At 38.2% G+C, this 24,598-nt stretch carries 22 protein-coding genes; 14 read left to right on the plus strand and 8 right to left on the minus strand.

Annotated elements, in window-relative coordinates; all coding sequences use genetic code 11:
- Positions 1–134 precede the first annotated feature (134 nt).
- Positions 135–749: a carbonic anhydrase gene (locus V5M36_RS03735; protein WP_338562156.1), complete on the plus strand. Its 615-nt coding sequence runs from the start codon at positions 135–137 to the stop codon at positions 747–749.
- 32 nt (positions 750–781) lie between these two features.
- Here the strand turns inward: V5M36_RS03735 and V5M36_RS03740 are convergent, their stop codons facing one another.
- Positions 782–1,435, minus strand: a complete 654-nt coding sequence (locus V5M36_RS03740) for an arylesterase (protein ID WP_338562158.1) — start codon at positions 1,433–1,435, stop codon at positions 782–784.
- 11 nt (positions 1,436–1,446) lie between these two features.
- On the opposite strand from V5M36_RS03740, the gene V5M36_RS03745 reads away from it, so the two are divergent.
- The gene (locus V5M36_RS03745) at positions 1,447–2,184 is read left to right on the plus strand and encodes an ABC transporter ATP-binding protein (protein WP_338562160.1); all 738 of its coding nucleotides are present in this window, start codon (positions 1,447–1,449) and stop codon (positions 2,182–2,184) included.
- On the plus strand, positions 2,181–4,670 hold the full coding sequence (locus tag V5M36_RS03750) for an ABC transporter permease (RefSeq protein ID WP_338562162.1): 2,490 nt from the start codon (positions 2,181–2,183) through the stop codon (positions 4,668–4,670). Before V5M36_RS03745 ends, V5M36_RS03750 begins: the two co-directional genes overlap by 4 nt.
- A gap of 117 nt (positions 4,671–4,787) precedes the next feature.
- On the opposite strand, the gene V5M36_RS03755 is transcribed toward V5M36_RS03750, so the two are convergent.
- Positions 4,788–5,591: a rhomboid family intramembrane serine protease gene (locus V5M36_RS03755; protein WP_338562164.1), complete on the minus strand. Its 804-nt coding sequence runs from the start codon at positions 5,589–5,591 to the stop codon at positions 4,788–4,790.
- An 86-nt stretch (positions 5,592–5,677) separates the two neighbouring features.
- On the opposite strand from V5M36_RS03755, the gene mtgA reads away from it, so the two are divergent.
- Positions 5,678–6,352, plus strand: a complete 675-nt coding sequence (mtgA, locus tag V5M36_RS03760; protein WP_338562166.1) for a monofunctional biosynthetic peptidoglycan transglycosylase — start codon at positions 5,678–5,680, stop codon at positions 6,350–6,352.
- Positions 6,353–6,544: 192 nt separating this feature from the next.
- Positions 6,545–8,620 (plus strand): polyphosphate kinase 1, encoded by a 2,076-nt coding sequence (ppk1, locus tag V5M36_RS03765; RefSeq protein WP_338562168.1) that lies wholly within the window; start codon positions 6,545–6,547, stop codon positions 8,618–8,620.
- Positions 8,621–8,698: 78 nt separating this feature from the next.
- Here the strand turns inward: ppk1 and oxyR are convergent, their stop codons facing one another.
- The 4 genes from oxyR to rubA form a co-directional block, all read right to left on the minus strand.
- A complete protein-coding gene (gene oxyR / locus V5M36_RS03770; RefSeq protein ID WP_338562170.1) occupies positions 8,699–9,604 on the minus strand; it encodes a LysR family transcriptional regulator OxyR in 906 nt (301 codons plus the stop codon).
- A 16-nt stretch (positions 9,605–9,620) separates the two neighbouring features.
- Complete coding sequence (locus V5M36_RS03775) at positions 9,621–10,556, minus strand: alpha/beta fold hydrolase (protein ID WP_338562172.1); 936 nt, start codon at positions 10,554–10,556, stop codon at positions 9,621–9,623.
- A 134-nt stretch (positions 10,557–10,690) separates the two neighbouring features.
- Positions 10,691–11,869 (minus strand): NAD(P)/FAD-dependent oxidoreductase, encoded by a 1,179-nt coding sequence (locus tag V5M36_RS03780; RefSeq protein ID WP_338562174.1) that lies wholly within the window; start codon positions 11,867–11,869, stop codon positions 10,691–10,693.
- A gap of 149 nt (positions 11,870–12,018) precedes the next feature.
- Positions 12,019–12,183 carry a rubredoxin RubA gene (gene rubA / locus V5M36_RS03785; protein ID WP_338562176.1) on the minus strand — a complete coding sequence of 55 codons (165 nt, stop codon included), beginning with the start codon at positions 12,181–12,183 and terminating at the stop codon, positions 12,019–12,021.
- Positions 12,184–12,732: 549 nt separating this feature from the next.
- Here rubA and V5M36_RS03790 point away from each other — a divergent pair.
- Entirely contained in the window at positions 12,733–13,275 is a 543-nt protein-coding gene (locus V5M36_RS03790) for an adenine phosphoribosyltransferase (protein ID WP_338562178.1), read from the plus strand.
- Positions 13,276–13,576: 301 nt separating this feature from the next.
- On the opposite strand, the gene V5M36_RS03795 is transcribed toward V5M36_RS03790, so the two are convergent.
- Positions 13,577–14,086 (minus strand): YqiA/YcfP family alpha/beta fold hydrolase, encoded by a 510-nt coding sequence (locus V5M36_RS03795; protein WP_338562180.1) that lies wholly within the window; start codon positions 14,084–14,086, stop codon positions 13,577–13,579.
- Positions 14,087–14,531: 445 nt separating this feature from the next.
- Here V5M36_RS03795 and lysS point away from each other — a divergent pair, with 445 nt between their 5' ends.
- From lysS to V5M36_RS03835, 8 genes are all read left to right on the plus strand, one after another.
- Complete coding sequence (lysS, locus tag V5M36_RS03800; protein WP_338562183.1) at positions 14,532–16,061, plus strand: lysine--tRNA ligase; 1,530 nt, start codon at positions 14,532–14,534, stop codon at positions 16,059–16,061.
- A gap of 415 nt (positions 16,062–16,476) precedes the next feature.
- Entirely contained in the window at positions 16,477–17,940 is a 1,464-nt protein-coding gene (locus V5M36_RS03805; protein ID WP_338562185.1) for a capsule assembly Wzi family protein, read from the plus strand.
- Between the two features lie 290 nt (positions 17,941–18,230).
- On the plus strand, positions 18,231–19,139 hold the full coding sequence (cysD, locus tag V5M36_RS03810; RefSeq protein ID WP_338564016.1) for a sulfate adenylyltransferase subunit CysD: 909 nt from the start codon (positions 18,231–18,233) through the stop codon (positions 19,137–19,139).
- 114 nt (positions 19,140–19,253) lie between these two features.
- Positions 19,254–20,870 (plus strand): sulfate adenylyltransferase subunit CysN, encoded by a 1,617-nt coding sequence (cysN, locus tag V5M36_RS03815; protein ID WP_338562187.1) that lies wholly within the window; start codon positions 19,254–19,256, stop codon positions 20,868–20,870.
- Positions 20,871–20,982: 112 nt separating this feature from the next.
- Positions 20,983–21,912, plus strand: coding sequence for a DUF2971 domain-containing protein (locus V5M36_RS03820; protein ID WP_338562189.1), 930 nt, complete (start codon positions 20,983–20,985; stop codon positions 21,910–21,912).
- 75 nt (positions 21,913–21,987) lie between these two features.
- The gene (locus V5M36_RS03825) at positions 21,988–22,494 is read left to right on the plus strand and encodes a PadR family transcriptional regulator (RefSeq protein ID WP_338562191.1); all 507 of its coding nucleotides are present in this window, start codon (positions 21,988–21,990) and stop codon (positions 22,492–22,494) included.
- Between the two features lie 10 nt (positions 22,495–22,504).
- Positions 22,505–22,807 (plus strand): DUF3861 domain-containing protein, encoded by a 303-nt coding sequence (locus V5M36_RS03830; protein WP_338562193.1) that lies wholly within the window; start codon positions 22,505–22,507, stop codon positions 22,805–22,807.
- A 30-nt stretch (positions 22,808–22,837) separates the two neighbouring features.
- Positions 22,838–23,089, plus strand: a complete 252-nt coding sequence (locus tag V5M36_RS03835; RefSeq protein ID WP_338562195.1) for a DUF2798 domain-containing protein — start codon at positions 22,838–22,840, stop codon at positions 23,087–23,089.
- Between the two features lie 139 nt (positions 23,090–23,228).
- Here the strand turns inward: V5M36_RS03835 and V5M36_RS03840 are convergent, their stop codons facing one another.
- Complete coding sequence (locus V5M36_RS03840; RefSeq protein WP_338564019.1) at positions 23,229–24,110, minus strand: 5'-methylthioadenosine/S-adenosylhomocysteine nucleosidase; 882 nt, start codon at positions 24,108–24,110, stop codon at positions 23,229–23,231.
- Between the last annotated feature and the right edge of the window lie 488 nt (positions 24,111–24,598).

The following is a 24,598-nucleotide window of genomic DNA, read 5'->3' on the forward strand; positions in this document are numbered from 1 at the left end:
TCAAACAAAAAAAATAACATAGATGTCATTTTTCGCAATTCACAAAAATTGTTACAGAGTTTAAATTTTATCAGTGACATTCAAAATACACAGTATTAAAATCTCTTAAATCCTTTATAGACCACGGATAGATCATGCTTACAGCAGTCGAAGCTTTAGAACGTTTAAAAAAAGGTAATCAGCGTTTTGTGAAAGGAGAGACCAAACATCAAAAATTGTTGACTCACCATGAACGCGCACAAATGGCCGAGACACAAGAACCTTTTGCTATCATTCTGGGATGTTCAGACTCTCGTGTACCTGCTGAAATGGTTTTTGATCAGGGTTTAGGAGATCTCTTTGTGATTCGGGTGGCAGGGAATATTGTTGCGCCGTCGCAAGTAGGCAGTGTTGAATTTGCAGTAGACAGTTTTGCCTGTCCTGTGGTGATCGTATTGGGACATACACATTGCGGTGCCATCGACTCTACGATAGAAGCTTTGCGTAATCCAGATCAACCACCTTCTGCAAACCTGATGTCGATTGTAAATCGTGTTCGACCATCGGTTGAAATTTTAATGCAAACAGAGTTGAAAAATGACCTGAAAAAATTATCTTGTCATGCTGTGCGTTCAAATGTATTTGCTTCTGTGAATCAGCTTCGTCATGGCTCTGCGGTTTTAGAGAGCTTTATCGCTAAAGGTGAGCTCATCGTTGTAGGAGCAGAATATTCTTTGGAAACAGGCGAAGTGCTGTTCTTCGATTTCTAAATATCGAATTTAATTTACACTTTAAAAGGCGCTTATAAAGCGCCTTTTATATAGGGATAAGCATTGTTTAACAGTGTTTTTTGAGCAGCGGCATTGGGGTGAATTAAATCTTTTTGCATGAATTGTTTAACACCTGCTACATCTTGCATAAAGAAAGGCAATAACTTAACTTTATATTGCTGGCTAAGCACTTTGTAATTGTTTTCAAAAGCTTTGCTGTAAGCAGTACCATAATTCGGCGGAATCTTCATACCGAATAGTACAACAGTCGCTTGACTTTTTTGACTGTCCTGAATGAGTTTTGCTAAATTTTGCTGAATCATTTTGGGTGGCTGGCCACGTAGCGCATCATTGCCTCCCAATTCAATCACAACAATATTTGGCTTATGTGTTTGCAATAATTTAGGCAATCTGGCCAACGCGCCACTTGTGGTTTCACCACTGACACTGGCGTTAATAACCTGATGTTGTTTAGGATATTGCTGATTAAGACGTTGTTGCAACAGATTGACCCAACCTTCCTGAGTCGTCACACCATAACCTGCACTTAAACTGTCACCTAAAATTAAAATGGTTTTTGCAAAAACTGTACTTGGTAAAAGCAAGATTGTGCTACATATAAAATATTGACCAAATTTCTTTAAGATTTTGAGATTAAATATTTTTTCAGTTTGCTTATTTTGCATAAAGGTTTTCTATGGTTCCAATAGATTCGACTACATCCATCATGCCACAGGTGATTATTTCTGCACGAAAACTTACACAAAGTATTCAATTACAGCAAAAAAAGTTAACCATTTTTGAACAGCTCGATCTGGATATATACGCAGGTGAACAGGTCGCGATTACTGGGCGTTCAGGTTCAGGAAAATCAACACTTCTCGGTATTTTAGCCACTTTGGATCAAGCCTCATCGGGTGAGCTATTTGTGCATGGTGAACCGATACATGCTTTAAATGAAGAGCAACGAGCATTGGTACGTTTAAAACATATTGGCTTTGTTTTTCAATCTTTTCAGTTACTCCCATCATTAACAGCACTTGAAAATGTGATGTTGCCGCTCAGATTGCAATCCGATTTTTCCTACGCAAATGCTGAAAAAAAAGCCTTAGCCCTACTCAAAAAAGTTGGCTTGGAACGTCAAAGTAGTCAAACGCCTAAAGTTTTGTCTGGAGGTGAGCAACAACGAGTTGCCATTGCACGTGCTTTAGTTAGCGATCCTAAAATTATTTTTGCGGATGAACCGACGGGAAATTTGGATGGTGACACCGCCGAAGAAATTGAACAATTGCTGTTTCAATTAAATCGAGAACTCGGGACAACCTTAGTGTTGGTAACGCATGATCCAGAATTGGCAGCGAAATGCCAACGTCATTTTGAATTGAAAGAGGGTGCACTTTTTGAGCATGCTGCACAAGTTGAGGCGCTGTTATGATGGCCTTGTTCAAGCCATTGCTTAGACAAAGTTTTGGCTCTACAGGAATTTATTTGCTGATTATTGCGCTAAGTTTAGCCATTAGTGCAACTACCGCTTTAAAATTTAGCAACGATCAGATTCAACAGGCTGTGTCATTACAAGCAGCAAAGATGCAGGCTGCAGATTTGGTATTGAAGGATAATTATCCTTTAGAAACGCAGTGGCAAGAAAAAGCATCTGAGCTTTCCTTAAAGCAGTCTCAAGTGACTGTATTTGGTTCGATGGCGCATACAGATGATGCATTTGTAATGGTCAATGTTAAAGCAATTGAACCGACATTTCCTTTGCGTGGAACGCTAGAAGTGTCGCCTAAATCTGCGCAGATTCAATCTGGTGAAGTTTGGCTCAGCGCAAGGGCAATGGAGTTACTGAAAGTTAAACTCGGTGAGACTTTAAATATAGCGGATGGCGTATTTACAGTGAGTGCTGTGATTGAGCAGGATTCTAACCAAGAGTTAGGTTTCTCTGCTTTTTCTCCGACGGTTATTATCTCGCAGCAAGATATTGCCAAAACCAATGCGATACAGCCTGGGAGTCGTATTGATTATCGGTTATTAATGGCCGGAGAGCCAGAGCAGATTCAAGCATTTGAGCAGTACTTTAAGCAACTTAAAAAGCCTTCAGAAACGGATTCAAATTTAGCTGATGAAACGGGGCCAATTGCAGAGCAGGAGCAATCGAGTTTAACCTTAAGAACAGCCAGTGATGCCAATACCCGTTTGATGAAGCCAATTGAAAACTTAGATACCTTTTTACAATTGGCGAATATCTTGACCATTTTACTGTGTGGGATTGCGATCGCATTAACCAGTGAGCGCTATGTACAGCAGAATCAAGATCATATTGCCTTAATGCGTTGCATGGGCGCTAAGAAAAATCATATTTTTATGACCTATATTGCACTCCTATGCGCCGTGATTGCGATTGCGATGATCATCGGAAGTATCTTGGGCTTGGGTCTAGGTTATGCGCTTTTGCAGCTCATGTTAGAGCTGATTCCAAACTTAGAATTGACGTTTGCTCTGTGGGATATGCTACTTGGGCCATTGCCGATTGCGATTTTTACCAGTGCAATGGTGTTGTTCGGTTTTGTCCTTCCGAGCTTATGGCAATTATTGAATACCCCGCCAATTCGAGTGATTCGTCAACAAGAAAAATCAGCGCGTTCGATGTTCGTCATGTTTGCGATGGGCATCCTGAGTTTGATTGTTTTTAGCTTGGTGCTGACTGAAAATATCATGCTGAGTACGCTGGTTATTGGCGCAATTATATTGTTGAGTGCGGTACTGTATAGCTTAGTCTGGTTCGTGTTAAGGGGACTTAAAGCACTTAAAAATAAATGGTCGGGCTATATCCGCACGCCGTCACAAACTGCATTGCAAATCACGGCATTGGCTTTAGGTCTAAGTCTAATTACTGTGTTGGCGGTGTTGCGTACGGACTTACTCGAAAGATGGCAACAACAGTTACCTGAAGGTACGCCAAATCAGTTTGTTTATGGACTACCACCTTTTGAAGTCGAGCAGTTCAGACAGCAGATTGAAACCAATAAATGGGTTGGAACTCCTTTATATCCGAATATTAAGGGTCGTTTGATTGCACACAATGGTCAGCCTTTTTCAGCAGAGATGATTAAGCAAAACAATTCTTTGCGCCGTGAGTTGAATTTAACCCAATCCAATGAATATCCAAAAGATAATGTTATTGTTTCAGGGGCAGCGCCTTTGCTTAAAGCGGGTGAAGTATCAGTCGAGTCTAAATTGGCTGAAGAGCTTGGAATCAGTATCGGAGATCAATTGACCTTTAGTTTGCCTGAAGGGGAGCTACAAGCCAAAGTGGTCAATCTCAGAACGGTTGAATGGGAAAGCTTTAGTCCTAACTTTTTCTTCATTTTTGCAGCAAATAGCATGGATGAAAATGCGGGCAGTTATTTGGGGAGTTTTTACGTCCCACCACAAGAAAAAGGAAAATTGGTGAGTCTGATTCAACAATTTTCAAATACAGTATTTATTGATGTTTCATTGATTTTGCAAGAAATTAAAAACTTGGTGAACGTACTGGTGCAGATCATTACGGTCTTGGCGGTTTTAGTCAGCTTATCGGGCTTTTTAGTGCTCATCGCCTGCATTAACTTGCTGATGGATGAACGTAAAAGTGAAGTGGCTTTAATGCGCTCTTTTGGTAGCTCGAAAGCCCAGTTAAAAAATATGATGACTTTGGAAATTGGTTTTATTGGCCTTATCGCGGGAATTGTGTCGTGCTTATTTGCTGAAGTCATTAGTGCTATTGCAAGTTATCGCATGGGTTTAGCCATACAAGCGCATTGGGAAATTTGGTTTATTTTACCGATCATCATGATGCTCTTATGTGCCTTGATCGGACGTTATCGATTGAGTTATCTCAGTGAGATCCCGCCCTTACAGAGTTTAAGAGAGATGAGTTAATCGCATTCAGTGAACTTGAATTCAATATACATTTGAGTCGAATATGGCCCTGAATCGAATATGGCCCTGAATCAAATATGGTCCTGAATCAAATCTAACATTAAAGAACCAATTGGATTAGAACCCCAATTGGTTTTTACTTTGTTTAAGCATTTCGAACCAAAGTGGCTGAATGGGTTGGACTAAACTCAGACAATATTGATAAGTGAGATATGTTGCAACAAAGCCTACGAGTAAAATGATGATTTTGCTCAGCTGGCCTTGATTGAATTTGCTCAACATATACCACAATAGAGCAAGGACTGCGCCCATCAACATACCGCCTATATGTGCAGCATTGTTGATGCCAGGAATCATGAATCCCATACCCAAGTTCAAGGCCAAAATGATCAGTAAAGATTTACCATCAAGAATAAATTTTTGCTGCGGTAGCGGAGGAAGTAAAGAGAGTGCAGCCAGCGCACCACCGAGTCCCATGACCGCACCAGATGCGCCAGCAGAGACTCGTGGCAGCAAACTTGGGTCAAAGCTACTCAGAAGCTCATAAGTATTGCGAATGTCAATATAACCGCTGAGCAGACTACCCATGATGCCTGCTAATAAATACAAGCCAAAAAAATAAAATGAGCCAAAGGTTTTTTCTGCCACATTACCAAAAATATACAGCGCCCACATGTTCAACATCAAATGAACTAAGCCGAAATGAAAAAAAGTGCTGGTGAAGATTCGAATGGGTTCCTCTAGATAAGTAAGAGGTGCATAATCAGCTCCCCAACGAATAGCATCCATCGTTGCTGGATTGGATACGCTTACACCTGAGAAAATTTGCCAAGCAAATAAACCGACATTGATGATAATCAACAACAAGGTGACTCTGCCGATCGGATCTCTTTGTGACTTTATAAACTGTGGAGGTTGCATTTCAGACCTGTATTTGTATTCTATTTTCTATTATAAATGATTGAGCATCGCATGACATTCCCAATGAGCAGGAGTAACACACTGACATGAAAGCCTTTATTGTTCGGACTTTGTTGATTATTGTCAGTATTATCCTTGTAATTCAATTGTGGATTTTTTCAAGTTTGGTGTGGTGGCGTACTCACTCCGTTGATACCACGATGTTGATGCGCTGGACGTATTGGACGAATTCGTCTATACCGATTCAACACCAATGGCGCGACTACGATCAAATTAGCGATAACTTAAAACATGCGATTGTGGCCGCTGAAGATGCAAAATTTACACAGCATCAAGGTTTTGATATTGAAGGCATTAAATTTGCTTTAGAACGTAACCGTGAAAATGAGCAAGTGGTGGCAGGAGGCTCGACCATTTCCCAGCAGTTGTCTAAAAATTTATTTTTATTCAATAAGCGATCGTTTTTACGTAAGGGTCAAGAAGCAGTTGCGACAGTCATGATGGAACGAATGTGGTCGAAACAGCGCATTCTTGAGGTGTACATGAACTCAGTTGAATTTGGAGATCATATATTTGGAGTTGAGGCCGCTTCAAAACATTATTTCGGCAAAACTGCAGAAAGCTTGAATCGTGAGCAAGCTGCATTTTTGGCAGCCATTCTTCCAAATCCAAAATATTATCAAAACAATCGTAATGATCGAAGAGTCTTAAATAAAAAAAGGACGGTGTTGCGTTATATGCGCTCAACTCAAATCCCCTAATTTGCTGCTACAATTTTCTCTAATCAATGCTAAGCAATAAGAGATAATTTGAGTAAATTTCTTTGATTTTGCAAAGAAAAAACTCAATGTAATAAATTTTATAAAAAGTTGAAATTAATTTTTTGACTTTTTATAAAATTGTCACAAATATGAAGCATACTTAAGAAAGATTATTAACATGCAGGTTGTGGTATGAATACCGCGGTTCCCAATACTCCTATTCAATATACTTATAATGAACGCTATATCAATCGCGAACTGTCAATTTTGGATTTTCACCTGCGTGTTTTAGAACAAGCAGTTGATCCTTTACATCCGCTGATTGAGCGAATGAATTTCTTACTTATTTTCTCCCGCAATATCGATGAATTTTTTGAAATTCGTGTGGCGGGAATGATTGAGCAAATTGAACTGGGCAATGAAAGCCGCAGTCCAGATGGCTTAACACCTAAGCAAGTGCTTGAAGCCATTGCCAAAACGACGCATGCCGCTATAGAACGTCAATACCGTATTTTAAATGAAGAGATTTTTCCGAAACTGCGTGAAGCAGATATCTGTTTTCTACGTCGTGGCGAATTAACTCCTGCGCAATCCCAGTGGGTAAAAAAATATTTTCAAGAACAAGTTGCCCCAGTACTTACACCAATTAGTCTTGATCCAGCCCATCCTTTTCCACGCTTGGTGAATAAGAGTCTGAACTTTATAGTGACTCTGGAAGGAAAAGATGCATTTGGTCGTCAGATTGACTTGGCCGTTGTTCCTGCGCCTCGCTCTTTACCACGTGTTGTTCGACTTCCTGATGAGCTAACAGAAGGGAAAGATCACCATGTCATGCTGTCTGCCATTATTCATGAACATATTTCAGATTTATTCCCTGGAATGACAGCAACAGGGTGCCATCAATTCCGCGTGACACGTAATGCGGATCTGGCATTGAATGAAGATGTAGAGGATTTGGCCAAAGCATTGAAAGGCGAACTGAATTCTCGCCGTTTTGGTCGAGCAGTGCGTTTAGAAGTCACTGAAAATTGTCCAAAGCATATTTATGACTATTTGCTGAATGAGTTTGATCTAGAAGTTGATCAACTTTATAAAGTTGAAGGTCCAGTGAATTTGGCACGTTTATTGACGAATTTTAAGCGCCCACATTTACGCTATGATTCTCATACACCCGTCATTCCAAAAGCTTTGAAAAAAGCAGAAAACGTTTTTTCTGCGATGAAAAAGCAAGATATTTTACTGCATCATCCGTTTGAATCTTTTGCTCCAGTGATTAATTTGTTGCGCGAGGCAGCACGTGATCCACAGGTTTTGGCGATTAAACAAACCTTATATCGTAGTGGCCCTGAATCTGAAATTGTTCAAGTGTTGGCTGAAGCCGCACGTAATGGTAAAGAGGTGACTGCGGTTATTGAGTTACGTGCTCGATTTGATGAAGAATCCAATATTGAAGTTGCCAATGTTCTGCAAGAAGCAGGTGCAGTGGTGGTGTACGGTATTGTCGGTTATAAAACACATGCCAAAATGATTCTGGTGGTACGCCGTGAAAATAATAAGTTAGTTCGTTATGTACATTTAGGGACAGGGAATTACCATGCGGGTAATGCGCGTATTTATACAGATTATGGTTTGCTCACCACAGACAAAGATTTGTGTGAAGATGTACATCGTATTTTTCAAGAGCTTACAGGCATGGGGAAAATGGCGAAGTTAAAAAAATTACTTCATGCTCCATTTACCTTGCATACACAATTGATTTCATTTATCGATGATGAAATAGCGCATGCGAAAGCGGGTAAACCTGCACAAATCATTGTGAAAGTGAATGCGCTTACCGAAGTGCAATTAATCAATAAACTCTACGAAGCTTCACAAGCAGGGGTACAAATAGATCTCATCATTCGTTCTATTTGTTGTTTACGTCCAGGTCTGCCAAATCTTTCTGAAAATATTAGAGTACGTTCTATCGTGGGTCGTTTCTTAGAACATACGCGTGTTTATTATTTTGGTAATGCTGGTAATTCAAGATTGTATTGTTCGAGCGCTGACTGGATGGATCGTAATCTATTTAATCGTGTAGAAGCATGTTTCCCAGTAGAAGAACCAGCCCTGAAGAAACATATTCATGAGTTGGGATTGCTCAATTACTTAAAAGACAATCAGCAAGCTTGGCTGTTGAATGGTGATGGAACTTGGCATCGTGTTGAAATGGCTGAAGGCGATACTCCTCATAACGCGCAGCAGGTTCTATTAGAAGCCATTAAATAACCCATATTTTTGAATCAATTTAAAAAAATAAGGAGCCTTAAGGCTCCTTATTTTTAACGGTATAGAATCAGCGATGCATTAACATAGACTTGCTGTTACACGCTGTAGAATCTGTAATAACACATCAAATTCGCTTTGTAGCGGTGTGCTTTTACGCGTTATCAGAGCCAAAACTCGAGAAGGCGCATTTTCAACAGAGCGTACGCTGATTTGCTCGTTGTTTTTTAACATATTCGAATTTACAGCAATTTGCGGTAGCAATGTAAATCCAAGATTTGAGCTGACCATTTCAACCAATGTCGGGAGAGAGCTTGCTTTTAAGCGATGATCATTCTTACGATCACCGATTGGACATACACTCAAGGTGTGATCACGTAAGCAATGGCCTTCTTCAAGAAGCATTAACTGAGACAAATCTAAATCATCTAAAGTCTTTGCCTGAGCACTCTTTTGATCAGCCTTATGGGCAACCAAAAATAAACTTTCTTTTGCTACTTCCGCAACTTTCAAACCGCGTGTATCAAATGGAAGCGCTAGCATGATCATGTCTAAATTACCATGTTCAAGCTTTTCAACTAGATGTTCACTTTGAGCTTCATGCAGATGTAATTGAATTTTAGGTAATTCTTTATGCACTTCTTCAAGTAAACGCGACAAAATAAAAGGTGCAATCGTTGGAATAATGCCGAGATGTAAATCACCTGTTAAAGGTTCACTCATTTCTCGGCTGAGGCGCATAAGATCCTGAGCATCCGCAAGTAGGACACGGGCGCGAGCGACGACTTGTTCGCCGAGCGGGGTCAAACGGACATTTTGGCGATCACGTTCAACGAGTACGCCACCCAATAAACGCTCAAGTTCCATGATGCCACCCGAGAGGGTAGACTGGGTTACGAATGAGCGACGAGCTGCTTCAGTAAAGTGCAGCGTTTCAGACAGTGTCACCAAATATGACAGCTGTCTTAGGGATGGTAATGCAGCCATAGTGTCCTAGTTTTTATCATTTAAAATGTTTTGCAAATAATCCACATAGATGTGGGATGAAATGTGCAGGAATATCATGCCCCATTCCTTCAATTAATTCAAATGTCGAGCCTGAAATCGCTTTCGAAACAGCTCTACCATGACTTGCAGGGAGTAATCGATCTTTTGATCCATGTACAACAAGAGTGGGTTGTTGAATTTGTTTATCAATTTGAAGTAAAGAACCTGTACATAATATTGCTAAAAACTGTTGAAGTACACCCGCTGGGTGGTAACTACGACGATATAATTTTCGTGCAGTTTGAATTGCCTCAATTTGATTAACATATCCTGGTGATCCAATATTGTGGAACACCTTTAAACTATGGCTCACAATACCGTCTTCATCATTAGAAGCAGGTTTACCAATTAAACTAAATAATTGTTTTGGAAAGGGCGGTGGCAAGAGCGGTTGGTTATTGCTGGTGAATAATAAACCCATTTTTTCAATTTTTTCTGGATATTTCGCTGCTAAAATTTGTGCAATCATGCCCCCCATTGACGCACCAATAATGTGGGTTTTTTCTAGTCCCATACGATCAATCAATAACGCAACATCATCCGCCATATCGTATAAATCATAGGGTGAGCCTTGATTCCCTAAACCGAACGCAAAACGACTCATAAGCTTTAATGTGTTTAGTCGGGGACCTTTATAACGGACTTTAGACGATAGGCCAATATCGCGATTGTCAAAACGGATAACTCGGAAGCCTTGATCAATCAATGATTTACAAAAAAAATCAGGCCAAAACAACAATTGAGCACCCAATCCCATAATGAGGAGAATACTCGGATGTGCTTCATCTCCTCCTATTTCAACATGCAGCTGAATGCCATTGCCAAGATCGACTTTGGTTTCTTGCATGTATGAGGCATAAGGAGAAAGATTATATTGTAGTGCGTTATTCATTATTATTTTCCTAAAAAAGGGTGTTCATTGATCTTAAAACACTCATTTTAAAAATATGATCTTAAAAACATGAACTTAAAAAACCGATTTATAAACACCCTGATTGTTTAACGCCAAATTATGACTACTTAACGCTAAACTGCGACTGGAATTAAGTCAGGGACCAATTTAGTGAGAGTTAAACGTTGTTTACCTGCAGTTGGACCGAGCAGTACAAAACCGCGCAATACACCTTCATCGTCTAACGCTTTGGCGATCATTCCATCTTCAAGATCATCTGTTTCCCAGTTTACGTTCACATTGATCGGGGCTGGAAGTACTGTTAATGGCGCTGCTGGTGTTTTAACTGCAACTGGCATCGCTGGGTAATGAACTGGTGTAGATTGACCATTCAATGTTTTTGCGAGCGCGCGTGCTTGCTGCATCAGTGGCATAACATAAGGTAAAAGTAAGCCATTCACTTCAGCGCAATCACCTAGCGCATAGATATCCACTTGATTGGTTTCCATGAGAGTATTGGTAATGATTCCTCGACTGGTTTGAATATCTGCATCATGAGCTAATGCGATGTTCGGCTGTAAACCGATTGCGGAGAGAACGACATCTGCAACCAAGTTTTGACCGTTGGCAAGCGTCACGATATAACCTTGTTCCGCATGCTTAGAGACTTTTTCAACTGTCGTTCCTAAAACGAATTGAATACCCGTTTCTTGTAAATTTTGTTTGAATGCCTCTGCAACATGCGTAGGTAGAAGACGACCTAAGGGTTGTGGTGCTAAATCAATCACAGTGGCTTGATGACCAGTATTTTGTAAATCATTGGCAAATTCACAACCAATCAATCCTGCACCTAAAATCACCACGCGCTTATCTGCACTCTTTGATAAGTTTTCACGGAAAGTACGATAGTCTGTGAGCGAGTTAACCACATGAATTTCATCACTAGCATCGCCTGAAATAGCCAAGCGAATCGGATTTGCTCCCACTGCTAAAATAAGTTTTGAATAGGGCTGAATTGAATTTTGGTCTTGAGTCTCTAAATGAAGTTCATTTTTTTCAGTATTGATCTGTTTTACCCAAGTATTTTTTTCAATTCTTAAATTAAGTTGAGCTGCCATTTTCTCAGCGTCACCCAAACCAATTTGTTCGGGAGTTTTGTTGCCAACTAATGCATTAGAGAGAGTTGGTTTTGCATAATTCACCGCATCATCAGCACAAATCATCACAAGCTCTTGCTCGGTATTTAATTTACGAAATTCTCTAGCGAGGGTATATCCAGCCATGCCAGAACCAATGATTACGATAGGTTGCATACAACGCTCCAATGTATAATTTAAATTTTATAGCTCTAAATTTCTAGTTTAAAAACAGGTTTTGTTTAAAGTCAGGGCATCCTTAAAAGGATGAAAATTAAAAATGATGAAATAAAAAAGACCATGATGACATGGTCTTTAGCATCTATTTAGACTTCAATCATTTCAAAATCAGCTTTAGAAACGCCGCAATCTGGGCAAGTCCAATCATCTGGAATATCATCCCATTTGGTACCAGCAGTAATGCCGTCTTGAGGCCAACCTTCTGCTTCGTCATAAATCCAACCACAAACGATGCATTGATATTTTTTCATCTGATTCTCCAAAAACTGACATATCCGCTTAAAGTTGTCAGTAAAATTTTCCTGTACATAGACTCAATTTGATATGACTTTTTAAATGTACATATTCCAGCAAATTTTTACGCAGTTCTATGATGAATGTAAAGTAAATAAGGGAGTTTAACCTACTAATCTTGAAGCTGAATGGCTGAGTAGGACAAAACACATGCTATTTAGGCAAATCCAAGCATAAACTTGATATTTATCATTCATCTTATTGTCTAAACATTATTGCTTATTACTTACACATTATTAACGTATATGAATTTATTAAAAATTTAAATCCAATATTTATAATCAACAGCAGTCAATATTCATGCATAAATTTACGATAACAGTCAAATATGTTTAGTGAGCGTATGCGTTAATTTGATTGATTTTTGAATGAACATCAAATTAAATTTGTATTTAATAAGAAACAATAACTTAGATAAGATGGATACATTTAAAAGCTGAGGCTGCCTATATTTTTATTGAAATTTTCAGTAAAATTCACGTATTCCTTATGATTCTTTATCTCCTATGAACAACTCCTTTACGGCTTTGTGGTCGAATATTCGCACGGTTCAAGATTTTCCAAAACCTGGTATTTGCTTTTTTGATCTCACACCTTTGTTTATGAATAGCATTGGTCCATTAACGGACGCGCTCATTGCCAGCATTCCCGAACAGCAGTTGGCTGAAGTGGAAAGCTTTGTTGCTGTTGAAGCGCGTGGTTTTGTATTGGCGAGTTTATTGGCTCAACTTACGGGCAAAGGCTTATTACTCGTACGTAAAGCAGGTAAGTTGCCGCCGCCTGTAGTGGGTGTGGGATATAGTTTAGAGTATGGTATGGACCGTTTGGAAATGTCTGCCAATATCCAACCGCAAAAAGTCATCATCGTTGATGATGTGTTAGCCACAGGCGGTACTTTAAAAGCCGTTAAGCAGTTGATGGATAAATGCCAACACACTATTTTGGGTGCAAGTATTTTTCTAGATCTTCCTGACTTACACGGTGATTTAGGCTTGAATGTTTGGTCTGTTTTAGATGACAAGACGATGCCTGAACAAAATGTGGCTTAAGTCGAGTTAATTTAAGAGTGATAAAAAACCATGTTTAAGCATGGTTTTTTATGTCTTAACTTTTTTTCATCATTTGTCTTAATCATTTGCATGAGTTATTTGTCTTAAGATCATGTCCCATCAAATGTTAAATCTTCCTCATAACTCGAAAAGAATAATGAGCGGCAATAAATGGACTAAAAATGCCTTCTCTCTCAGAAGACTAGGATGAGGGAGTACTGATCCAGATTTTGTTGTGTAAAAAAACAACTTATGAAAGAAGACTATTTAATACATTCAATAAACGATCATTTTAGATGAATTAAGAGATCGTGAGGTAATGTTTTTCAATTTTGGCAATGAGCTCATTAATTTTTTCAGGCTCAGCCAAGCGATGATGTCCCCCAATGATACTTTCAACCTGCATAAATGATTCCAATTGATCGACGGTTTGATACATATCTAATATTTCATCACCCAATTCAATATAAGCAAACTGGGGAATATCATGGTCCAAATCGTCTTCACAAATAGCGGGATAATCTAGATTAAAGTTAGGTGCTAGACTTGGATTGGTAATGACTGTAGGGAGGTGAAAATGCTTCGACATTTTGAGTGCCCAATATGCACCTAGACTATGACCGACCAAAATTGAAGGCTGAAGTTTTTCGATGATGTCGCAATAAAAGCGCTCTACAGCAGCATAATTTAAATTGCGATAATCCACGTTAATGCAGAATTTATTTTCCGCCACAATCGCTTGAAATTTTGATGACTCTCTAGAGGAATCTAATCCATGTAAAAAGAGTATTTTATGTGTACTGATTTTCATTGTTTTAATGCACGCAATTATTGAGTAAACCAAAATAAAAAACCAAGTTTGAAAATAATGGAATGTTTCACTATTTATTAAGCAAGATAGTAGATCTTATTTCGCTCAGAAGAACTTAGCTTTTGGTCTAAGAGTGAGTGATTTAGAAGGAGATTGAGAAAAAAATAATCAATTTAAGCAACCTTTAAAGTATGATATTTAAATAATTAATTAACTCGTAATTTTGTTTAAATTATTGATATTTAAAAATTATTAATTATTAGAAAATTGTAAAAATCATTCTTACTACTAAAACTAAATCTTTTTTTCTGATATTGAAATGATGAAAAGTCTGGTCAATCGGGTTTGCAATTGTCGTTTTCCATAGGGAACACTACTGCGCAATGACGACTAAATCTGATATGCTATGCACCTTCCGATTTTTTACTACATATACGAGGCAGTGATGACGCAAAATAACGCTCAATCGACTTCTGAACAACCTATTTCCGAAAACGATTTAATTGCACAGCGTCATGCCAAGTTAAAGCAGATTGAAGAGCAGGCAAAAGCGGCTGGAAAAAGCCCTTGGCCAAATACATTTAAACGTGAACATTATGCGCAAGATTTGCAAGAGCAGTTCGCAGATAAGTCTAAAGAAGAAATCGAAGCAAGCGAACATGTTTATGTGAAAGTTGCGGGTCGCGTGATGTTGAACCGTGGTTCTTTCATCGTCATTCAAGATATGACTGGCCGTATTCAACTTTATGTCGCACGTAAAGAACTTACTCCTGAAACTTTAGAGACCATTAAGTCGCTTGATTTGGGCGATATTATTGCCATTGAAGGTTATATCGGTCGTTCAGGAAAAGGCGACTTGTATGTACATATTGAACAATTTGAATTATTGACTAAATCTTTACGCCCGCTTCCAGATAAATTTCATGGTTTAACAGACACTGAAGCAAAATATCGTAAACGTTATTTAGATTTGATCGTTAACGAAGAAACACGTAAAACTTTTGAAATTCGTGCAAAAGTTGTTTCAGGTATTCGTGCTTTCTTAACAGAACAACGCTTCATGGAAGTTGAAACGCCAATGATGCATGTCATTCCGGGTGGTGCTTCTGCGCGTCCTTTTGAAACCCACCATAATGCTTTAGATATGCCTTTATACTTACGTATTGCACCTGAGCTATATTTAAAACGCTTGGTTGTGGGTGGTTTTGAACGTGTATTCGAAATTAACCGTAACTTCCGTAATGAAGGTGTGTCTACACGTCACAATCCAGAATTCACCATGATCGAATTCTATCAAGCTTATGCAGATTATAAGGACTTGATGGAACTGACTGAAAATATGCTTGAAAAGCTGGCAAATGACATTCTAGGCTCTACCGATGTTCCTTATGGTGAAGAAGTCTATAGCTTCAAAGGCCCATACAAAAAAATCTCAATGGCTCATGCGATTTTAGAACATAATCCTGAATTCACAGCTGAAAATGTAGCTGACCGTGAATTTTTGGCTAATTTCATCGAAACTGTTTTAAAAGAAAAAGTAAAACCAGGTTTTGGTTTAGGCCGTCTTCAAACCATCGTATTTGAAGAAACGGTAGAGACAAAACTTCGTCAACCGACGTTCATTACTGAATATCCTGCTGAAACTTCACCACTTGCACGTCGTAATGATGATAATCCGCATATTACCGATCGCTTTGAGTTCTTTATTGGTGGTCGTGAACTTGCCAATGGTTTCTCAGAGTTAAATGATCCGATCGATCAAGCAGAACGTTTCCAAGCGCAAGTTGAAGAAAAAGATGCAGGTGATGATGAAGCGATGCATTATGATGCTGACTTTGTGGAAGCACTGGAGTACGGCTTGCCTCCAACAGCGGGTCAGGGGATCGGTATCGATCGATTAGTTATGTTATTTGCTAATGCTGCCAGTATTCGAGATGTAATTTTATTCCCACATATGCGCCGTAAAGATATCTAAGTTTTTGTATTCTAGATAATCATTTCAAAAGCCACTCTTAGAAGTGGCTTTTTTACCTAGATTATATAACTTCTTTCGAAACTCATTATTCATAAAACACACTCATCATGAGTATTCCCTCATCCTAACCTTCTCCCAAAGGGAGAAGGGATATTTACCTATCAATTTATGGCCACTCAATAATCATTTTCGACTTATGAAAGAGATCTATTATTTAAAATAAAAAGAATTAATAGCCTTAATAAATTTAATTTGTAAGGTGTTTAATGGAATGTATTGAATTAAGAGAACTGTTTCGTATTGTTTTAATTTTGTTGGTTAAGTGTGATTAATGAAAGTGTTAATGTAATGTTTGTAGATTAGTGCTATTAAAACACAAATAATAGCAAAGACTCATCTTGTGAACGTATTGTAAATGTTTAATTATTCTAAAAATAAGTGGTGCATTCCATTATTACTTGTTTTAACACAGCAAGCGACTGCACAAGGTTTACAGTTAAACAATCAAGATCTACGCACAGATTTAAATTGGTTAAATCAACAAGGCGTGATTCAACTGAGTACATCGACTTGGCCAATGAGTGGCGATGAAATTCAACGTGCATTATCTAATGCTCAAGTCAGTAATAAAACACAGCAAAAAGTCATTAATTCGGTTTTAAGTTCATTAGATCAAGACAATCAAATGGCTAAGGTCGGCTTATTTGCAGAGACAGAACAAAAAAATATTCCTCAAGCATTTGGCGATCCTCAAAAAGCTCAATATGTTGCATCCTTAGAATTAAATGCAGGTGGTGAACACTGGGACGGAAAACTGCGTATTAATGCAGAGCATGATCAGCAAATTAAAAATGATCATAAGGTCAATGTAGAAGGCTCTTATCTTGCAGGTAAGTTGTGGAATCAGTGGCTCATTGCGGGTCAAATTCCAACGTATTGGGGTCCAGGGCACGACGGTAGTTTAATCCGTGGTGATGCCAGCCGTCCCGTTTATGGTTTTACAGCACAACGAGCAGAACAAAAAGCATTTGAGTCCAAATGGTTGTCTTGGATTGGACCTTGGCAGTACCAAGCTTTTGGCGGGCAACTTGATGACTATCAAGCGATTCCAGATGCTAAATTAATAGGTTTGCGTTTAACTGCTCAACCTTTGCCTTATTTAGAATTAGGTGCATCACGTACTTTTCAAATAGATGGTGAAGGTCAGCCAGGAAGTGCGAAAGCGTATTGGAATGCTTTTATTGGTAATGATAATGAATGTGCTGATGCAACATGCACAGGTGAAGGGAATGCTTCTAATCAAATCGCTGGTTTTGATGCACGTTTAAATTTACAAACTTTGCTCAATACTCCCGTAAGTATTTATGGTCAATATGTCGGTGAGGATGAAGCTGGGCTATTACCAGCAAAAAAAATGTATTTAGCGGGTGTTGATTATTCTTCAACTTTTAAAAACTTACCTTTTCAGGTATATGCAGAATGGGCTGATACACGGACCAATGCTCGAGTAAATGGCATTTCTTATAATCACCATATTTACACGGATGGTTATTATCAACATGGATATCCATTAGCACATGCTATGGGTGGCGATGGTGAAATGGTTTCAATTGGCGGTGATATTCGTTTTGATCAAATGAACCGATTATCAGGTCGTGCATTATTTGCCAAAGTGAACCAATCAAATCTTCCTATAAATCGTGCATTTCCTTTAGAAGATGATATTAAGGCACTTGATCTAACTTGGACTCATTATATTAAACCAACCATTCCACTGAAATTGAATGGTTGGGTCTCAGATTCTGATCGTCAAGGACGTGATGGTGGTTTATCACTGGGTATTGAGCTTCCTTTAGATGGCATATTATTTGGACGATAATCAAAAATTATTAAAAAAAGCCCTCATCAATCTGGGGCTTTTTTTTGGAAAAATTTAAGCATTCTGATTCAAGTTGAACTAAAGCTTTATGATCTTATTGAAGATTTAATCGATTTGACTCAGTGTTAAATCTGAGTGAAAGATTGGTCTTAAAATTTTGTTTATGATCTTTTGGTATATGAATATCACAAAACAAGCAAAAGGAAATTGTTCTAAATCACTATAATGAATATAAATTTTTAAAAGTGTAATAAGTACACGTTTTAGTTGAGCTGGTGTTGTCGATGTCAATAAATGAGGAAAGACTTACTCATCTTAAGCAGCTTGAAGCTGAGAGTATTCATATCATCCGTGAAGTAGCTGCCGAGTTTGAAAATCCGGTGATGCTTTATTCCATTGGTAAAGATTCGGCGGTGATGCTGCATTTAGCCTTAAAAGCATTTTATCCTGCAAAACTCCCATTCCCGCTGTTGCATGTTGACACAGGTTGGAAGTTTAAAGACATGATTTCGTTCCGTGACAACATGGCGAAGAAACATGGCTTTGACTTGATTGTCCATCAAAATAAAGAAGGGAAAGATGCAGGCATCAATCCATTCGATCATGGTAGTTCTAAATATACAGATATCATGAAAACCCAAGGTCTAAAGCAAGCTTTAGACAAATATGGTTTTGATGCGGCTTTTGGTGGTGCGCGTCGTGATGAAGAAAAATCACGGGCTAAAGAACGTGTTTATTCATTCCGTGATACCAAACATCGTTGGGATCCGAAAAACCAACGTCCTGAGCTTTGGAATTTGTATAACGGTAAAGTGAATAAAGGCGAAAGTATTCGTGTTTTCCCATTATCAAATTGGACAGAACTGGATATCTGGCAATATATCTACTTAGAAAGCATTCCATTGGTTCCACTCTATCTTGCGGCAGAACGTCCTGTGGTTGAACGTAGTGGCACATTGATTATGGTGGATGATGAACGTATGCCGTTGAAAGAAGGCGAAGTTCCACAAATGAAATCGGTTCGTTTCCGTACTTTAGGTTGTTATCCATTAACTGGAGCAGTTGAATCTACTGCTGACACTTTGCCTGAAATCATCCAAGAAATGCTCTTGGCGACCAGCTCAGAACGTCAAGGTCGTATGATTGACCATGATGAAGCGGGCTCGATGGAAAAGAAAAAGCAAGAAGGTTACTTCTAATAATCTGCTTCTGATTCCTCTTTGTTAAAGAGGGGGAATAGAAAGTCCTTCTTTACTGAAGGAGGATTAAGGTGGATTAAGAACGATTTCTAAAGAATTTGTGGAGCTGTGAGCATGTCTCATCAATCAGAATTGATTAGCCAAGATATATTGGGCTATTTGAAACAACATGAAAATAAAGACTTATTACGTTTTTTGACCTGCGGTAATGTCGATGATGGTAAATCAACCCTTATTGGTCGTTTACTTTATGATTCAAAATTGATCTATGAAGATCAATTGCAAGCTGTAACGCGTGACTCGAAAAAAGTCGGTACGACGGGTGATGCACCTGACTTAGCGCTTCTTGTGGATGGTTTGCAAGCAGAACGTGAGCAGGGTATTACCATTGATGTGGCTTATCGTTATTTCTCGACAGAAAAACGTAAGTTTATCATCGCCGATACTCCGGGCCATGAACAATACACACGTAATATGGCGACTGGTGCATCAACTTGTGATCTTGCAATCATCTTGATTGATGCGCGTTATGGTGTACAAACACAGACTCGACGTCATACTTTTATTGCCAGCCTACTGGGTATTAAGAACATTATTGTTGCGATCAACAAAATGGACTTGGTTGAATTCTCTGAAGCTCGTTTTAATGAGATTAAGACTGAATATGCAGGTTTTGTTGCGCAATTGGATGGTCGTAAACCATCGAATATTATCTTTACGCCAATTTCTGCATTGAATGGCGATAACGTGGTAAACAAGTCTGTCAATACGCCGTGGTACACCGGTGAAACTTTGATGGGTTCTTTAGAGTCTGTTGAAATTTCGCGTGTTTCAGGCGATGCAGATTTCCGTTTCCCTGTGCAATATGTCAACCGTCCAAATCTTGATTTCCGTGGCTTCTGCGGAACGATCGCTTTGGGTGATGTTAAAGTTGGCGATAAACTGACGGCTTTACCGTCTGGTAAGTCTTCAACTGTAAAAGAAATTGTGACTTATGATGGCAACCTTGAATCTGCTGTTGCAGGTCAAGCGGTGACATTAACGTTAAACGATGAAATTGATATTTCTCGTGGTAACGTTCTTATTCGTGCTGATCAAGCGCTACCTTTAATTTCACGTTCTGTGAATGCGACTGTGGTGTGGATGGCAGACCAACCCTTGGTTTTGGGTAAGTTATATAACATTAAGATTGGTACACAAACTGTTCCTGCAAAAGTCACGGCGATTAACTTTCGTACCAATGTGAATACTTTGGAAAAAGTTCAAGTTGAAAATCTTGAATTGAATGCGATTGCCAATGTGACTGTTGAATTTGATGCACCAGTGGTATTTGACCGTTATCAAGACAGCCGTTATACAGGTTCATTTATCTTCATTGATCGTTTGAATAACGTAACGATTGGTGCGGGTATGGTGGAAGAGTCTGTTGAATGGTCAGCGCACAGCAATCCTGTTGCAGCAGAAGACCGTGCAGCACGTTTGGGTCAAAAACCTGCGTCAATTACAGTGCCAAGCAAAGCGTTGCAAAATGCACAAGCACTTGAAAGCTTATTGCTTCAGCAAGGTATTGTTGCGATTGCAAAAGCGGGTTTAGACGCTGCTGAAGTGGCATTACTTCGTGAAACAGGCATAGCAGTAATTACAACTGTAGCTGAAGGGACAGATGTTACCTTTACGCAAGATACGGTTGAAGAGCTTGCTGATAAAATTGTGGAATTGGTCCGTCTGTAATAGATTGGATTGATTTAAAAAACCCACTGTAAAGTGGGTTTTTTATTTATATTCGTTACTGAAAATTTTGATAATTTCACTGGGGGATCTTTTGAAGCAATTATTTAAGTATATGAGTCAGCCACGTAATTTCTTTGAGGAGGGATTCATTCGGTTATCTCAACTCAGTGCTTTAAATGATCCTTTTGAAGCTGCATTTTGTGAAAAAAGTTTAGATGAGTTAGTTGGAAATTTTGATGATTCGGAATCATGGGATCCAGAATTTGGTAGAATTTCTTATTCAAAATATGTACAACTACGAATGAATAATGTCGGTGTAATAAGTTTTTCAGAAAATAAAGAAAATTTATTAATGTGGGCTCATTATGCGAATGAACATAAAGGAATGGTTGCAGGTGTATCGTATTTTAAAGATCGTTCTATCTTTGAGAACCTTTTTAAAGCAACATCTTATATCAGCTCTACGATGGGGGAAGAATGGTCATTATTTAATGGAGTACCAAAACCTGTATGTTATAGAAAGGGGATGAGATATAGAAATGACAAATTCGATTATGATTATTCGAATATAGCTGCTGAAGGAGCAGATAGGATTCTGTATGAGGTATTTTTACAAAAAAGTGATGAATGGATTTACGAGCAGGAATATCGAGTTATTTTGAGATTAGAGCAAGCTGATCGAGTAACGATTCCTGATTTAAAATCGATAAATGATAATAAAATTATAGAGAAATTAAAAACTCATTCATTTGTGAAAATTGATTCGAAAGGCAACTGTACAATTGATCTTTATAAAATTGAAGATGAAGCAGAAAGATTATTTTTGGCTATGAAGCTTGCTAAATTGAGTATTAATCCTAAAGTCCTCTATTTTATGAAATTAAGCTCTAGTGCAATTAATAATTGCTTGTTAGGGCTAAATTGTATATCGAAAAAAGAGGATATATATGGAACCCATGCAATCAAGACAGGATCTTTAGATGTATGGAAAGCTAAAAAAAATTTGGATTATTATAGTCTTGAATTTGATGAAATAAGATAATTATCCTGAAGAGTTTCTATTTTTGCAAAAATCTAATAAGATATATCTTAATTATATTTAAGATATATCTTATCTATGCAAACTCCCGAATCTATCCCTATCCTAGACAGCACACCAACACCACGCAAACGCCTCTTCGAAGCAGGCGAAATGAAACTGTTGGTACTGCACTTTATTGCAGAATCACCAAAGTACAGCTATGACGTGATAAAAAGCATCTCTACATTTGTGGGTAGTGATTACAAACCCAGCACAGGCACGATTTGTCCGAATATCGACTCGCTAGAACAACAGCAATATATAGAATTTAAATTGAAGGTAGATGATCGTAAACAATACAGTATTACTGAAAAAGGTATGCAGTATCTTATAGAAAAAGCAGATCAAATCGAGCACATTCATACACGCTTTGAAACCCGCCGAAGAATCCATACGCAAACAGAATTTATCGACATTAAACGTGCGATGGAAAATCTGAAATCATCACTTCGACTCAAACTGCAAACAGAACTGAGTCCTGAACAAGTGCGTGAACTTGCCGAACAGATTGACCAAGCAGCTGTCAATATTGCTCGTATGTAGGGGGAGAGAAATGAAACAGCATGAATATAAAATTAGCGTAGAACACATTGCCGATGCCAAAGGTAATCCATCGACTTATACAGAGGCACTCGAATTTACTGCATATAACCACGATGATCTTTTTAAAGTTTTAGCACATTTGCAAAAAACCGAATTGGTCGATGAAGAATCCACCAAAGCTTTGGCAATTGGGTTGAAATTGTTTGGGGAGGTGTTATTGCTTAATAAAGACGTGACCATCTTTAAAGAATTTTTACCGCAGTTTATTCAATTTATTCAAACATTGAAAAAATCTGCGCCATCACAAATCTAATTATTATCCTCGATCGATTAAAGGTATTTAATGTCAAACTCTCTTCCAAAAATTCACCCTAAACATATGATGTGGCTGATGCCACTGATTCTCTCAGGCTTAATGAGTGCTTCAATTTCTTTTTTTAATATGCTGATGAATAAAGGATTTGTAGAAGGATTCTTTCCACTTTGGCTCAAGAGCTGGAGTATTTCATGGCTTATTGCATTTCCATTGATTATGATTTTTTTACCTTTAGTCCGTAATTTTTTAATGAAATTTGTAGGTAGCATCAACCCTTAATTAGATCAAAGATTCAAGTTATTGGAGTGCAGCGTTGGGAAAAATAAGCGCTTATATCCCTGTGCTATTCGAGCTTAAGTACGAATAGCATAGGAAATAATTCAATTTTAAATGAAGAGACTAAGGAAATCTGATTTGTTTAGTTAAGAGGCTGTTTACTCTTCATATATTCAACCACAACATCTAAAACAAACTCTTGGCAGGCTTCACCAGTTTTGGGATCATAAGCACCATTATTGGTAATATTATTAGAAAGTACTCGAATAGCTAAGAAGGGTACATTAAATTGCTTGGCAATTTGCGCAACAGAAGCGGCTTCCATTTCCTCAACAGAGGTGCCATAGGTTTTGTGCAGAAAAGCAATACGATCAAGTTCACTGTTCCAAGTATCCGCAGAACCAATGGTGCCTTCAACGACTTGTCCAAGTTTATAATTGACTTTGGCTTTACGTGAAGCATTCATGAGTTCAAGATCACCTTCAAATTTTCGAATAGCAATGGGCTCTGGATCAGATTCATCATCAGGTAAGACATCAAATGCCTCATTCCACTCTAAAGTATTCGAGCCTTGACCTAACTCGCGAAAAGGTGTTTTAAAAGCGCCAATATTGGTGGTGTATTTGCCTAATACGATGTCATAAACCTTTAACTTCGGATCATGACCACCTGAGGTTCCTTGGTTAATAATTGCAATCGGATCGTATTGTTGAATTGCTATCGCAGTAGCTGCAGCGGAGTTAGATATCCCCATACGTGTTTTAGAAATGATGACAGGATAGCCTTGATATGTGCCTTTCCAAAACTTCCAACCGCCAATTGTTTCAGTGGTGGTGTTATCGAGTTTTGCAGCGAGACTTTCAGTTTCTATGGGCAATGCACCTTGAATAATGATGGGCTGTAAAGCGACAGTGGGTTCAGACGCTTTATTTTTTTCGGAATCATCAGCATTATTGTTATTACATGCACTGAGTATAAAAGTACTGCTCATGAGGACTGCTGAAAAAATAGTTTTAAATTGCATGCGCACTTTTCTCTTGATATTCATTATTAAGCTCTAAAGTTAGCAATAAATGAGCCAATTTACCCTGTGTTTTCAGTAAAAAGTTAAGCTAAAGAGTTATGTTTAATTCGGTAAAAGGCGTTGTTGAAGTCTGAGTGCTATTGGAAGAAATTTTTGTGAATATAAAGTATTTCGGTTTATGAAGTTATTTAAAGACGTTTTATATCAGTCATTTTTATACACCAAAATCACAATCAGTATTCCCTCATCCTAAGCTTCTTCCAGATGGATAAGTTTTTTTTATATAACGCTCAATCAACTTTTCTGATTTATGAAAGAGATCTATTATTAAAGTTAAATATAAAAAATATGAATAAGTTAGTTTTGTATTATTAGTTTTGTATTAAATGAAAACTCATATTGATTTTTTAGAGGGACTAATAAGATCTCGATGACTTTTTCACCATTTATATTTTTTAAGATATATCCTGAAAAAGAGTATAAAAATA

The sequence above is a fragment of the Acinetobacter sp. KS-LM10 genome, from assembly GCF_036896575.1.
GTDB lineage: Bacteria > Pseudomonadota > Gammaproteobacteria > Pseudomonadales > Moraxellaceae > Acinetobacter > Acinetobacter avistercoris.